This window comes from Aquiflexum sp. (genome assembly GCF_041749095.1).
In the GTDB taxonomy this organism is placed as follows: Bacteria; Bacteroidota; Bacteroidia; order Cytophagales; family Cyclobacteriaceae; genus Aquiflexum.
Map to the genome: position 1 here is coordinate 35,777 of NZ_JBGTCA010000429.1, position 13,525 is coordinate 49,301.

Annotated in this window: 8 protein-coding genes; 4 read left to right on the forward strand and 4 right to left on the reverse strand. The window is 40.0% G+C overall.

The window, feature by feature from the left end; all coding sequences use genetic code 11:
• Positions 1-55: 55 nt before the first annotated feature.
• From ACEW8O_RS19590 to ACEW8O_RS19600, 3 genes are all read right to left on the reverse strand, one after another.
• Complete coding sequence (locus tag ACEW8O_RS19590; protein ID WP_373496319.1) at positions 56-2,914, reverse strand: PD-(D/E)XK nuclease family protein; 2,859 nt, start codon at positions 2,912-2,914, stop codon at positions 56-58.
• 433 nt (positions 2,915-3,347) lie between these two features.
• Positions 3,348-6,575 (reverse strand): UvrD-helicase domain-containing protein, encoded by a 3,228-nt coding sequence (locus ACEW8O_RS19595; RefSeq protein WP_373496320.1) that lies wholly within the window; start codon positions 6,573-6,575, stop codon positions 3,348-3,350.
• Between the two features lie 147 nt (positions 6,576-6,722).
• On the reverse strand, positions 6,723-6,899 hold the full coding sequence (locus ACEW8O_RS19600) for a hypothetical protein (protein ID WP_373496321.1): 177 nt from the start codon (positions 6,897-6,899) through the stop codon (positions 6,723-6,725).
• On the opposite strand from ACEW8O_RS19600, the gene ACEW8O_RS19605 reads away from it, so the two are divergent.
• The 3 genes from ACEW8O_RS19605 to ACEW8O_RS19615 all read left to right on the forward strand — a co-directional run bounded on the left by ACEW8O_RS19605 (position 6,898) and on the right by ACEW8O_RS19615 (position 9,257).
• Positions 6,898-8,409 (forward strand): S8 family peptidase, encoded by a 1,512-nt coding sequence (locus tag ACEW8O_RS19605; RefSeq protein ID WP_373496322.1) that lies wholly within the window; start codon positions 6,898-6,900, stop codon positions 8,407-8,409. The two genes, ACEW8O_RS19600 and ACEW8O_RS19605, sit on opposite strands and share 2 nt — an antisense overlap.
• Before the next feature lie 153 nt (positions 8,410-8,562).
• The gene (locus ACEW8O_RS19610) at positions 8,563-8,970 is read left to right on the forward strand and encodes a HEPN domain-containing protein (protein WP_373496323.1); all 408 of its coding nucleotides are present in this window, start codon (positions 8,563-8,565) and stop codon (positions 8,968-8,970) included.
• Complete coding sequence (locus ACEW8O_RS19615; RefSeq protein WP_373496324.1) at positions 8,943-9,257, forward strand: nucleotidyltransferase domain-containing protein; 315 nt, start codon at positions 8,943-8,945, stop codon at positions 9,255-9,257. Before ACEW8O_RS19610 ends, ACEW8O_RS19615 begins: the two co-directional genes overlap by 28 nt.
• 89 nt (positions 9,258-9,346) lie before the next feature.
• Here the strand turns inward: ACEW8O_RS19615 and ACEW8O_RS19620 are convergent, their stop codons facing one another.
• Complete coding sequence (locus ACEW8O_RS19620; protein WP_373496325.1) at positions 9,347-12,295, reverse strand: FAD-binding and (Fe-S)-binding domain-containing protein; 2,949 nt, start codon at positions 12,293-12,295, stop codon at positions 9,347-9,349.
• A 222-nt stretch (positions 12,296-12,517) separates the two neighbouring features.
• Here ACEW8O_RS19620 and ACEW8O_RS19625 point away from each other — a divergent pair, with 222 nt between their 5' ends.
• Complete coding sequence (locus ACEW8O_RS19625) at positions 12,518-13,276, forward strand: YdcF family protein (RefSeq protein ID WP_373496326.1); 759 nt, start codon at positions 12,518-12,520, stop codon at positions 13,274-13,276.
• The last annotated feature ends 249 nt before the right edge of the window (positions 13,277-13,525 follow it).

The following is a 13,525-nucleotide window of genomic DNA, read 5'->3' on the forward strand; positions in this document are numbered from 1 at the left end:
ATTTTTATACCAAAAATTTTACAATAAATATTAAATAAATATTAAAAATAACAGATTATCTTCCGCAAATCTCCATGTAGGCGCAGTACCTACATTTGTCCCGATCCTCAGTCTGAGTAAAGGGTATTTTCGGGTCAAACATGTCTTCCAATAATCCTTTTAAGCCATATTCATATAAAAGAGCATACTCCCTGTAGTTTTCTATTTCGACAGGTTGGGCTCTCGGTTCTTTTTGTTGTAGGTAGGGATTAAAATCATCCTGAAAAATTTCCTTGAAATTAAAAAGCGTGGGTTTTAAAGGTTTGCTGTTTTCAGGATGGGTGGCTTGGTATAGCAATCCATAGTACATGGTCTGCATGGCTGCTTTGTTGCGGTTTTTGTCTTTTCTGTCAAAAAGAGATTCAATGCTGACAAAAGTCTTTTTATCCCCACCGGATTTGTAATCAATCAGCCTGATGGTACCAAGTTGTTCATCCACCCTATCAATAAATCCTTCCAAACCGACTTCAATTTTTCCATTTACAGTGTCAATTTGAAATTTGGCCTGATGAGCTTTTTCCATAGATATGATTTGAAATGGTGCCGATTCCTCATCAATCTCCAATAACTTTTGGATATATTTCTGCAAAACATCCCTGACGATCGCCATCTGACCGCTGAGCTTGGTATCTGCATTTTCATCCAAATGATAGAATTTTCTCACTCCTTTTTCTATGGCAGGAAAAACCCAATTTTTCTGTAAATCAGGAAAATCCTCCTTTTCCAGAAAAGATCGTTTTTTCCTCTCCCAAAAACCCTGATACAAAAACTCCATACTGTAATGGGCAATATTTCCAAATACAGAGGCATCAATTTCTTCCTTCACTTCCTCCTTTTCTTTGATCCCAGCTAGATACCTGAGGTAAAATTTGAACCGACAATCCAGAAAAACACTCAGCGCAGAAGGTGAAAATGTCGCCCTCGATTTACCATCCTGATTCACTACATACTTTTGCAGTAACTTGAAAACCTGTTCGTCTTTTTCAATGACAATCGAACCAGGTTCTTTGAGGTCCACAGGTACATAGACCACCTCCTCCTTCATATCCAAGCCCATTTCCACATCCATTTGTTGGATGTATCGGCTCTTTTCTCCTGCTTTCCCTTGGTCAGCAGCAGTGGTATAAATCATGTGGACCTCTTCAGCACTTTGCAGCAAGCGATAGAAGGTGTAAGCATAAATCGCATCATTCTGCTCCTGGACCGGCAATCCAAAAGCCCGGCGGATATTGTATGGAATTAAGGAATTGAGATTTCCTGAAGGGGGAAAACTGCTTTCGTTCATGTTACAAATGATGACCCGTTTGAAATCCAGGTTTCTGGATTCCAGTACACCCATGATCTGCAATCCCTGTAGTGGTTCCCCTTCGAAGGGCAATTTCACCTCTCTAAACACCTGTCTGAACAATCTGATAAAAAATTCACGGTCTACAGAAAGTCCATCCTGTTTTTCAAAGTTCTCCCGTAGTCTGTTCAATTGCTTAAAACACTGATATAGATAAGACCGCTGCAAGGGTTCTTCACCCAATCGATTGGCCAATTCCTCCATCAACGTAGAAAGGTAAGGAAACAACTGTTCGCTACTTAGCGGCCGGAAAATCAATTCAAAAAACGCCCCACCTTCATGTAACCTCTTTTGGGAGATGTAGATTTGATTTTGTTCTTTCATTTCCTTGAGGAGTTCCAACACAAAAGTTGAATTCACTGATTGAAGGTAAATAGATGAAAGCAGGCTTTTGAGAGGCTGATGATAAAAAAGGGCGATTCCATTTTCCACTTTTATATATCGTTGCATTTCAAGAACCGCCTCCAAAAAAGCATATACAGGGGTATTTTTGACGGGGTAGCCCATGGTGACATTGACTTTGTCAATATTCTCCGGCAAGGTGTGTAGAACAGGAAACAGCAACTGTTCATCCGGCAGGATGATGACGGTTTCCTCCCAGTTTTCATTTTTGTCAACCTTTTCTAATAAGGAGCCTACCAGATTGGCCTGATTGGTTTTTAGGGGAGTTGCGTAGGTTTGGATTGTGGCTTTCCTGTTTACAATGTGTTCCGGTATTTCTTTTGGAAAGGTCGGCCCAAAGATGGAATCAATCCGATATTCCCTGAAAAACAAACCTGCCTCCTGAATTCTGTCTTCCAAATAATAGGCATCCACATCCCAAAAAATTTTCGCTCCGAATTCCGAAATAAAATGTTTGATCAGTTTTTCTTCAGTCTTGGTGAAGGCATTGAACCCAATAAAAACATATTGTTTTTCAGGAGGAGTGATCTGTCCCAATTGTTCAGCCACTTTTCTGTACAACATCCCTGAATAAGCCATTCCGGAAACATTTAGAGAACTTTTGAAAGCATCATATAATGGATATAGAATCTGCCAGAATTTAAGGAATTTGTCCTGATGTCCCCTTCCTTGATTTTTAAAAGAATCCCAAAACTGCCTGATCAGAGCGATCTGTTGCTCAGTCAAAAAACTTAGGTCAGATTCTATTTCTTTGATCTCATAGAGGTAAAGGTAAAGTTTTTTGGCCTCAGCCATAAACTGATCCACATCATTGAAATCCTTGAGAATCATCTCTCCCCAGAAGTAAAAGCGATCAAAGGTTTCCGGTTCAGGATGAAGGGTCTGATAGACTTTATAGAGTTCAAAAATCAAAGTAAGGTCATCAGGGGGCCTTTGTCCGGCATATTGATAGAAGACATCCTCAATGGTTTTGATCTCAGGCATCCACGTTGGCTTATCGATCAAGATTCCCAAGTGTTTGGTAAAAAATAGCCCTGCCCGCCTATTTGGAAGGACTATTACCAGATTCTGCAATTCCGGATAGGTTTGAATAATTTCCTCAGCGGTATTCCTTAAAAAACTGTGCATCTCCTCAAATTTTCATGATCAACAAATCAAAGCTTTTTATGGCAGGTATAAAAGCAAATGACAAGGGATGTCGGAATTAATTTATCCCCTATCCATATCTTCTCTCATAAAAGTTCATAGCCCCATTCTACAAAGTAAAGTTTTGATTTTTCAAACACTCCATAGTAGAATATTTGAAGGAACGCTGATGAAGCTGATTGTCCTGATGCACACAGATAAATAAATCAGTGAAAATCAGCTCGATCTGTGTCATCAGCGTTCTATAAAATTTTACATAAAGGGCAAAAACCAAACAGGTAAAATTGGAAATAAAAAATTTATTTAGTTTTCAATACGATTAACAGACATTTGAGACAGTCTCTTAATAAATCAAAAACGTTTTTTAGATAAAACAATAATTTATTTTGCTTTTTACAAAAAACAATAAAACTTCTTATTCAACCTCAACAATCTTCCCATCCTCCAAATAGCACAAATAACCTTTGGTGCTCCTTTGACTTAAAGACGCCACCAAATCCATATATTCTTTGACCTGTTTTTGGTGCTCTTCATATGCTTCTCCAGTCTTAAAATCCACGATGATAGCCTCTTTTTCTTTGAGAATAATCCTGTCAGGACGCTTTTGCGAGCCATCGGGAAGAAGAATGCCCTGCTCGGCCATCAACTGCCCCTCTCCTTCGAACCAGGATGCGAATACTGGATTGGAAAACAATAAATCCAGTTGCTTACTCACCTCTTTCTTTTCTGCTTCATCCAATCTCCCTTCAAAATAGAATGCCTCTAAATGCATGCTGATATCGGAAGGGGTACGTGATTTTTCCAATAGCTCATGAACCAACAACCCAAAATTCCTCTTCTGCCTTTGATCCAATCCCTCTTTGGAGAAATCTACGGCATATTGCTTGACCTCAAGTAGTTCCGTCCAGTTCTGATATTCCCATCGAAGTTCCGGAGCTTGATAATTGACCTTTTCTTTGACAACTTTTTCGGGCCACTCTCCAAAGTCAAATACTTTTGATTCGGAATCAAAATATTCAGATAGCGACAGACCATCCTGACCGTCTAAAGAGCTGCTTAACAACAGTTGCAAATGAATTTCCATATAGTTCAAAGAAGTGTCTTTCTTGAATTCCAGTTTGTAAGGAGACAGACCCCATATCACCTCCTCAGCCCTAGTCAAAGCCACATAGATCATGTTCAAACTGTCCAAATATGCCATAATGGCCTCTTCTGCATAGGTTTCTTTGAAATCTGACTTCGCCAGTTTGGCATTCAGGTTTAATGGAATAATGACATTCAACCCTTTGCCCTTATCTTCAAAAGGAGACCATATTACATTGCCCTTGGAAGTGTCAAAAATGGTCCACTTCAAGAATGGCATCAACACCACCTTAAACTGTAGCCCTTTGGATTTATGAATGGTAAGTATCCGCATGGCATCATGGCCTTCGGGGATTTTTACGGTCCGTTTGTTTTGGATTTCCTCCCACCATTCCAAAAAACCCGGCAGATCAGCCCTATTATTCGATGTAAAGTCAAAAACTGCTTCCTTGAAACCTGATAAATAGGCCTTCTCCATTCCCGTTTCCTGTAAGTCCAGTTCTGCTATTAATTCCTCCAAGGCTTCCATCAAGGGCAATTGCAACAGTGATTTTTCCTTTGCCTGAAAGGCATTTACTTTTTCTTTTATATGAATTGGTATTCTGTCCAAAGCAAACAGTTCGTGGTTTATTGGTTCATTCCGCAATACAGACCGATAGTACCACATGGTTTTGAATTGCACCTTGTCTTCAGGATCATTTAAGTATTTCAATCCAGCTACCATTGCTTTTACAGAGGCGGATTTATTCAGGTACATGGATTCATCCGACAGCACATCAAACCGATACTCCAAATCAGGATTTTCCGAAGCAAAAGCCATTAGGGTATCCGCAATCGCCTCACCCTCCGATTTTCGCCTGACCAAATATGCGATGTCTTTCAGTCCATATCCTTTGTCCTGCAATTCCATTACCATTTGGGGTAACCGGCTCAACACTTGTTCATCAAACTTCCCCTCCTCTTCCTCACTCTCCTTCACATCTATAAATTCAAACCTGACTTTACCTTTGTATTCAGAGTCAATTTTATGAGGAGAAACATGCTGGAAGACATCTTGATACGCCTTGGAGATGACACTTGCATCTTCAGCGTGATACGATTGGGTCACCACATTTTCAAATGATTGTGGCAGCTTTTTGAAAAGTGCATTGTTAAAAGCAATGATATTTGGCAAACTTCTGAAATTGGTGTCCAGATTTCTTTGTTCGATATTGTGACTTCCTATTTCGCTTTCCACTTGGTCCAAAAGTAATTTCATCTCTCCACCACGCCAACGGTAAATGGATTGTTTGACATCGCCAACGAGTAAATTGGTATTTCCCTGCGCAAGGGAATTTTCCAACAGGGGCTTGAAACTAGCCCATTGAAAACCTGAAGTATCCTGAAACTCATCAATCAGGTAATTTTTATATTGGTTTCCGACTTTCTCATATATAAAAGGCGCATCATTTTCCCGGGTGATCTCTTTGAGAAATTCATTGGCATCCGAGATGAGCAACATGTTTTCCTCATCTTTGACCTGAGTAAGTTCCTCCAATAAATTCCTGAATATCCCATAAACAAAGATGTTTTTAGAAATCGCTTCAAGGGTATTCCATTTGAATAATAAGGGATCAAACTGGGCAAGAATTTTACCCAGTCCCTGATGATAAGCTGTAACAATTTCATGAATTTGCATACAGCTTTTTGAATACCAACATTCTTCAGAATAGGGAAAATTTATCTGGGTAGGACTTAATTCCGGAACAGGTTGGCGTTTTTCCCCCAGTTTATCGAATTTAAGGGCAAAGGACCTAGAGCCTCCTGAGAAATCAGTCCATAGCAAACCATTGTTGATCCGGATTTTATTGGCTTCTTCTTTCAGTTGCAGAGTGATTTCAATGATTTCCATTTTTCTTTCTCTTAGGTAGGTTTGAAGAAAATCCACATTTTCTTTCTCCTTTAAAAATTCCTTGATTTCCGATCCATACTTTTTAAAGTCTTCCTGAAAAATTTGCCTACCCAGCGATTTGATATTTTTCCTGATGTCCCATGATTTACCGTTTTGAATCTGTTCGACGGCGTAATCTACCAGCCATTTATGTAAATATTCATCTTCCATGACCTTACCGACAACCCTGTCCACCACCCTGTCCAGCACATCATCCTGATCCATCTCTAACTCAAACTTTGCATTCAGGTCCATTTCCCGGGCAAAGGCCCTAACCACTTTCTGAAAAAAACTATCGATGGTACTGACGGAAAACCGACCATAATCATGAAGTATGGCAGTGAGGGAATGGGCAGCGCGGACCTTCAGTTCTTCCTCACCCACCCCTAAGGCAGCAAGGATTTCAGTATCCATTTTATCATTGGGTCTGACCTCTGTTTTCAAACGCTTCAGTTCCTTCAAAATCCGCTCTTTCATCTCCTGCGTGGCTTTGTTGGTGAAAGTCACCGCCAAAATATTCCTGAAACTTTTCGGGGAAATCAACGCCAATTTGAGGTACTCTGTGGTCAGGGTATATGTCTTACCCGAACCTGCTGAGGATTTATAAATGATAAAAGGTCTGTTTTTCATATTCAAAAATCAATTTAAACAAATCAAAGGTAAAATCGACAGATAAAAAAATGACTGACATTGATTGTCAATTAAAATAACTCCATTCAAATAAAACCTCATGATTTCATGAAAACTAGTAGTAAGAAATACTATTTTTGAAATCTATTATTTTAATAATGCAGTTCTGATTATGACAATAACCCCTTTCAACATTCCTAAAACATCGGTTTCAAAGCGTATTTCAACTTTTGTAATATTTGTTTTATTCTCCACTGCCTGTAGCACTCTCGCTCCCATTCCAAAGCCACTTGAGTTTAAAGGGAAAACAATTTCCAAATCCATGGAACTCACCGAGGAGGAGAAAAAAAACTGGTTTCACCTTGATCTTTTGAATGATACTATACCCGGGATGAGTTTGGACCGTGCATATAGAGAGATCATCAAAGACAAAAAAGGTGTACCTGTGACAGTGGCAGTTTTGGATTCGGGTATGGATTTAGACCATGAGGATTTACGCGAGGTACTTTGGTCTAACACCAACGAAATTCCGGGAAATGGCATAGACAATGACAATAACGGATACGTGGATGATATCCATGGATATAATTTTCTGGGTGAATCCTATCACGAACAGGTTGAATATACAAGAATCCTAAGATTGGGGATCGGAGATGAAGCCTACCAGGAAAAAGCCAAAAAAGCTCACGAGAAGGAATTTGGTGAAATTGCGGAAGGAGCAATGCAGATGAAGGGAATGGTTTTTTTCTTGGAAGAAGCAGATAAATTCATTATCCGTGAATTGGGGAAATCCACTTATGAAGCAGCTGATCTCAATAAGATTGAGCCTGACAATGAGATGACCGAGCAGATTCTATATTTTTTAAAGGAAATGCTGACCTATGGAGAGGATATGGAAGAATTAAAAGAAATGGTAGCAGAAGGAATCACCCAAATGGATGGCCGTTTGAATTATCATTTAAATCTCGAATTTGATGGCAGGAAAATAGTGGGAGATAATCCGTACGATATCACTGATGTAGGTTACGGAAATGGCAACCCGAAAAATCTTGTGAAAGATGAAAGCCATGGAACCCATGTGGCGGGTATTATAGCGGCAAATCGGGACAATTCTTTGGGAATAAATGGGGTTGCAGACAATGTTGCCATCATGTCCATCCGGGCAGTTCCTGATGGTGATGAATACGATAAAGACATCGCATTGGGAATCCGCTATGCTGTGGATAACGGGGCTAAAATCATCAATGCCAGTTTTGGGAAGTCCTTTTCACCAAATGCGGAATGGGTGTATGATGCCCTGAAATATGCAGCATCAAAAGATGTCCTGTTTGTCTTGGCCGCCGGTAATGACGGGAATGACCTTGACGATCCCAAAAATCCTAATTACCCAAATGACCATAAATACATAAAGGGGCAGGAATTTGTTGACAATGTGATCACCATCGGTGCGCTGATCAGTGAATTTGGAGAAAACATGGTTGCGGTTTTTTCCAATTATGGTGCCCAAAATGTAGATATCTTTGCACCCGGTGATAAAATTTATTCTACGATGCCGGAAAATGAATACAAATTTCAGGGAGGAACCTCCATGGCAGCACCAATGGTCTCCGGATTGGCAGCACTGATCCGTTCCCACTATCCCCAGCTTACTGCCAATCAGGTCAAGAAAATCATCATGGAATCCGGGATAAAACCAAAGCTGAAAGTAACGGTAGCCGGTGATCCGGAAAAGATATTACCTTTCGACCAACTTTCAAGGTCGGGTAAAATAGTCAATGCCTATAATGCATTGATCATGGCGGAAAAGGTTTCGAGAGGAAAAGTCAAAATGTAATTATTTCTAAACGAGGTCTTGGCATGAATTGAAAGTTTGTAAAACTTTGTTTTAAAAATTTATTAGAAAAGTCAGGCCTCCGGTTAGTTCAAAATAAAATCCTACTTCCTAAATTCCACCTCGGGTTTCTATTTTTTTTGTACTTTTATGAACATGGACGGTAAAGGAATCGATAAAGAGAAACTCATTCGATATTGGATGGATACCTCTGATGATGATTTTGAAACTATGTTGGCCATGTTTAATTCGGGTAGATTTAGTTGGTCATTATTTATCGGCCACTTATCCATAGAAAAATTATTAAAAGCATACTATGTTAAAAATAAATCCGATTATCCACCCTTTATTCATAATCTTTTAAGATTAGCTGAAAAAAGTGATTTGGATTTGACTGATGATACAAAGAAGCAACTTTTAGCAATTACAGCGTTCAATATTAATACCAGATATGATGATTATAAAATGAGTTTTAAGAAACAATGTACTCTTGAGTTTACATCAGAGTGGATTCAAATCATTAAAGAACTACGGCAATGGATGAAAATATTGATATCACAATAACTAAGTATCTTAAATTGATAAAAAAGAAATTTCCGGGAATTGAAAGTGCTTACTTGTTTGGCTCTTATGCAAAAGGAAAATCAACAGAAGATAGCGATATTGATCTTGCTGTAATTTTTTCTGAATTAGAAGGATCAAAGCGGTTTGATGTTCAGGTTCAATTAATGTTTTTGGCATCAAAATTTGATACTAGAATTGAGCCTCATCCAATTTCCAAGGAGGATTTTGATTCCGGAGATCCCTTTGTAGTTGAAATAAAAAAAACAGGTATTGAATTGGCCGCCTAAATAATTTTAAAGTCATTTGATGATTTAAATTCATGCCATGACTCAAAGTCATGGCATGAATTAAAACCTTTGATTCCGCACTTGCGGAATCAAAGGTTGAGGCCATCCCACAGAATCTCAACCGGATGCTTGGCTTTTTTGCCTGTGCCGTCTGCTATCTGATGTCGACAGGAAGTGCCAGGGGCAGCAATGATCGTACTTTCTTCGGCATTCCGTACAGCAGGAAACAGGACCATCTCTCCGATCTGCATACTTAATTCATAATGCTCCGCTTCATAGCCAAATGAACCCGCCATCCCACAACAACCTGAAGGGATTACCTCAACAGAATAGTTTTTGGGAAGACTCAGCAATTTTTGCGTCCAAGTCAATGAAGACAATGCCTTTTGGTGACAGTGGCCATGGAGTGTAATTTTTTGAGCCTTATCTGTAAATGAATCAGCAGAAATATTTCCAGCTACTATTTCCCTCCCAATAAACTCATCAATTACCAACGTATGAAACTTGAGCTTCTTAGCCCCTTCAACCAGATCCTTTCCTACCAATCGGGGATATTCATCCCTGAAACTTAAAATTGCAGAAGGTTCAATCCCAACCAAAGTTGTGTTGCCATCGATCAATTCCTGAAAAATCTTCACATTGGCCTCAGCATGTTTTTTGGCTTTTTCAAGCAGGCCTTTGGAAAGTGCAGACCGTCCACTTTCCTGATGGTCAACCACTTTAACTTCGTAGCCAAGTTTTTTCAGCAATTTGATGGCGGTGATTCCAATTTGAGTATCATTGTGATTGGTAAACTCATCGACAAACAAATAAATGGATTTGATTGTAGGAGTCTTACCGGGTAGGGAATGATAATTTTTTTTGTACCACTTTCTCAAACTGATCTTGGATATTTCCGGTAAGTTTCTTTTTGGCGCAACTCCCAACACAGACTTCATCAGGCTTCCTGTCAGTCCATTTGATAATGAAAAATTGGCCAATCCGGGGATTAACGAGCCAAGACCATTCAGTTCATTGATATGGGCAAAAGCTTTGGAGCGCAAGGGTATTCCATGTGTTTTTTGGTATTGGTAGAGAAACTCAGCTTTCATCGAAGCCATATCTACATTAGAGGGGCATTCAGAGGTACAGCCTTTGCAGGAAAGACACAGATCCAAGGCTTCCTTGATTTCGGGGTGGTCAAAGGCATTTTCCTTTTTGTCCAATGTCAAAAACTCTCTCAAGATATTTGCCCTACCCCTTGTAGTATCCCGCTCGTTTCTGGTAGCCTGAAAACTGGGACACATGGTCCCACCTGATTCCGGCAGTTTTCGGCAATCTCCCGATCCGTTGCATTTTTCAGCTAATCGAAGAATTCCCCCAACATGACTGAAATCCATCAAAGTATCCTGTGCCGGAGTGACCATGTCCGGTTCATACCTTAGGGAGGTATTCATTGAGGCAGTATCTACGATTTTGCCGGGGTTGAAAATATTGTCCGGATCCCAAGTGTATTTGATTCTTCGGAAAAGTTGGTAATTTTCTTCCCCGACCATCATTGGAATAAATGGGGCACGGACCCGTCCATCCCCATGTTCACCGCTAAGCGAACCATTATATTTTTTGACAAGTTTGGCGACATCCAATGAAATGTTGTAAAACGCCTCCTGATCTTCTTTTTTCTTCAAATCCAAAATGGGGCGCAAATGGATTTCACCGGCACCGGCATGGGCATAGTGTACCGGTTTCTGTCCGTAGGCTTCCATCATCTTATCAAACTCATCAATATAATCAGCCAAATCATCAATATCCACAGCGGTATCCTCAATACAGGCCACTGCTTTTCGATCACCGGGAATATTTGCCAACAAACCCAACCCGGCAGAACGCAAGGCCCAGGCGGACTTGGTCAGGTCGGGACCGATGACAGGATAGGCATAGCCCAAACCTGCAGCCTTCAAGTCATCAATTAATTTTTCTCCCTTTTCCCTTGCTTCCCCTTCCGTTTTTCCTGTGAACTCTACCATCAACATGGCCATTGGGTCACCTTCTACGAAATACCTGTTTTTACTGTATTCAATACTCTCCTTGGTACAGTCCAGGATGATTTTGTCCATCAGTTCCACTGCAGTAGCAGGGTGCTTCATAGCGACCTGTGCCGCCCTCATACTTTGATTGATGGTGTCAAAATGCGCTGCAACTACAATTTCAAGAGGGTCAGGTAATGGGTCAAGAGAGATTTTGATTTCTGTGGTAAATGCCAATGTTCCTTCGGAACCACTAAGTAATTTGCAAAAATTAAAAGACTCTCCATCTTCCGTAAATATTTCCGAATCCAATAAGGAATCCACAGCATAGCCTGTATTTCTTCTATGGATTGATTTCTTTGGAAATTGCTCAATAATATTTCTTTTGTTTTCCGGATTGGACAACTCATTACTTACTTGTCGGTAAAGATTACCCTCCAAAGAATCCAGTTCACATTTGGCCTGAAAATCTTCTTTGCTGATTTCTCCAAATACCACTTGGGTACCATTGCTTAAAAAAGTTTTCAGTTCCAGTACTTTATCCCTTGTAGTACCATAGACAATGGAGGTTGTGCCTGAGGAATTATTTCCTACCATACCTCCTATCATAGCTCTATTCGCTGTTGAAGTGATGGGGCTGAAAAATAGACCATGAGGCTTAAGATATCTGTTTAATTCATCCCTTACCACTCCGGGCTGAACTCGGATCCATCTTTCCTTTTTATTGAATTCCAGGATTTGGGTAAAATGCTTGGACACATCCACCACTATACCATTACCGACACATTGCCCGGCCAAAGATGTACCTGCTGTCCGGGGAATTAGAGAGGTCTTGTGCTCTTTGGCAAAAAGGATCAATTTTTGAATATCCTGTTCGGATTTTGGAAAAGCTACTGCCAAAGGGATTTCCCTATACACCGAAGCATCAGTGGCATAAAGCGTTTTGGTAAGGGAATCATATTTCAGTTCACCCTCCAATTGGGCAGATAGATCCTGTAATAAAGGCAATAGGTTTGGTTTGGTCAAAGTCATGGGTCAAAAATAAGAATTTGATGCTAGGTAGGAACAGGCATTTAAAAATAAAGTGATCTTAGAAAAAATAAATATCTGTGGTAATAGTGGTTATTGGAAATACATTGAAATATGCTTTGCGAAATACAGTTGAAATATGACTGAAATGCAATGTTTAACATTTTATTTTTTTGGTATATTAAAATCCCCTTCCTTACCTTTCAAGAAAAATTCTTTCACCCGATGTTCTTTTATCTCTCCCAATTTCTAAGTTTTCTGGCCATGCCGTTGACGATTATCATCATCCTGCTTTTATCAGGAGCAATCTGGAAAAGAAAAAATTTATTTTGGTCAGGGATGATTTTGCTGTTTTTTTTCTCCAATCAGTTTTTTTCCAACCTCGCCATGAATTCCTGGGAACCGGAATTTAAGTCTTTTGATAGCCTTGAAAATTACGAAATAGGAATAGTCCTCACTGGCGTGACAAATCTCAACAAAACCACTTACGACAGGACTTTTTTCAACAAGGGTGCAGATCGTGCCACCCACACTGTACAGCTTTATAAGCTGGGAAAAATCAACAAAATCCTAATAACAGGAGGACAGGGACTCAATCCCTCCAATACAAATACCGAAGCAGAATTGCTTCGGGACTTTATGGTCATGGCTGGTGTACCTGAAGATGATATTCTGATCGAAAACCAGGCTGTCAACACCTACCAAAATGCCATCCTTACTAAGGAAATATTGATTGAAAACGGAATTCCTTTAAATCAAACACAGCTATTGATCACCTCAGCTTTTCATATGAAAAGGGCCAAAGGCTGTTTTGAAAAAGCAGGAATCAACACAGAAACCTTTCCTGTTGATTATTATGCAGAAGACATCACCTTTAGTATCCCAAAACTCATCGCTCCGGAACCGTATTCTATTTTTCTCTGGCAAAAGCTTTTCAAAGAATGGATCGGGATTGGGGTGTATTGGGTGATGGGGTATATGTGAGATCAATTGAGTCAATGGGTTTCCCTTTGTCATTTCGATCCCGATGGCTATCGGGAGAGAAATCTATTCTGCCTTAAGGTTAAACAGACCTCTCCTGTCGTACCAATGACATAAATCGGAGCAGTCTTCATGCTGATCCCGATGGCCCCGATAGCTATCGGGGGGAGAAGCATCTCACGAGGTTCAGTAAATGATAGAATAAACATTAATAGAACCTCTGGAGATCCTTCGTGCCTCAGGATGATGGCT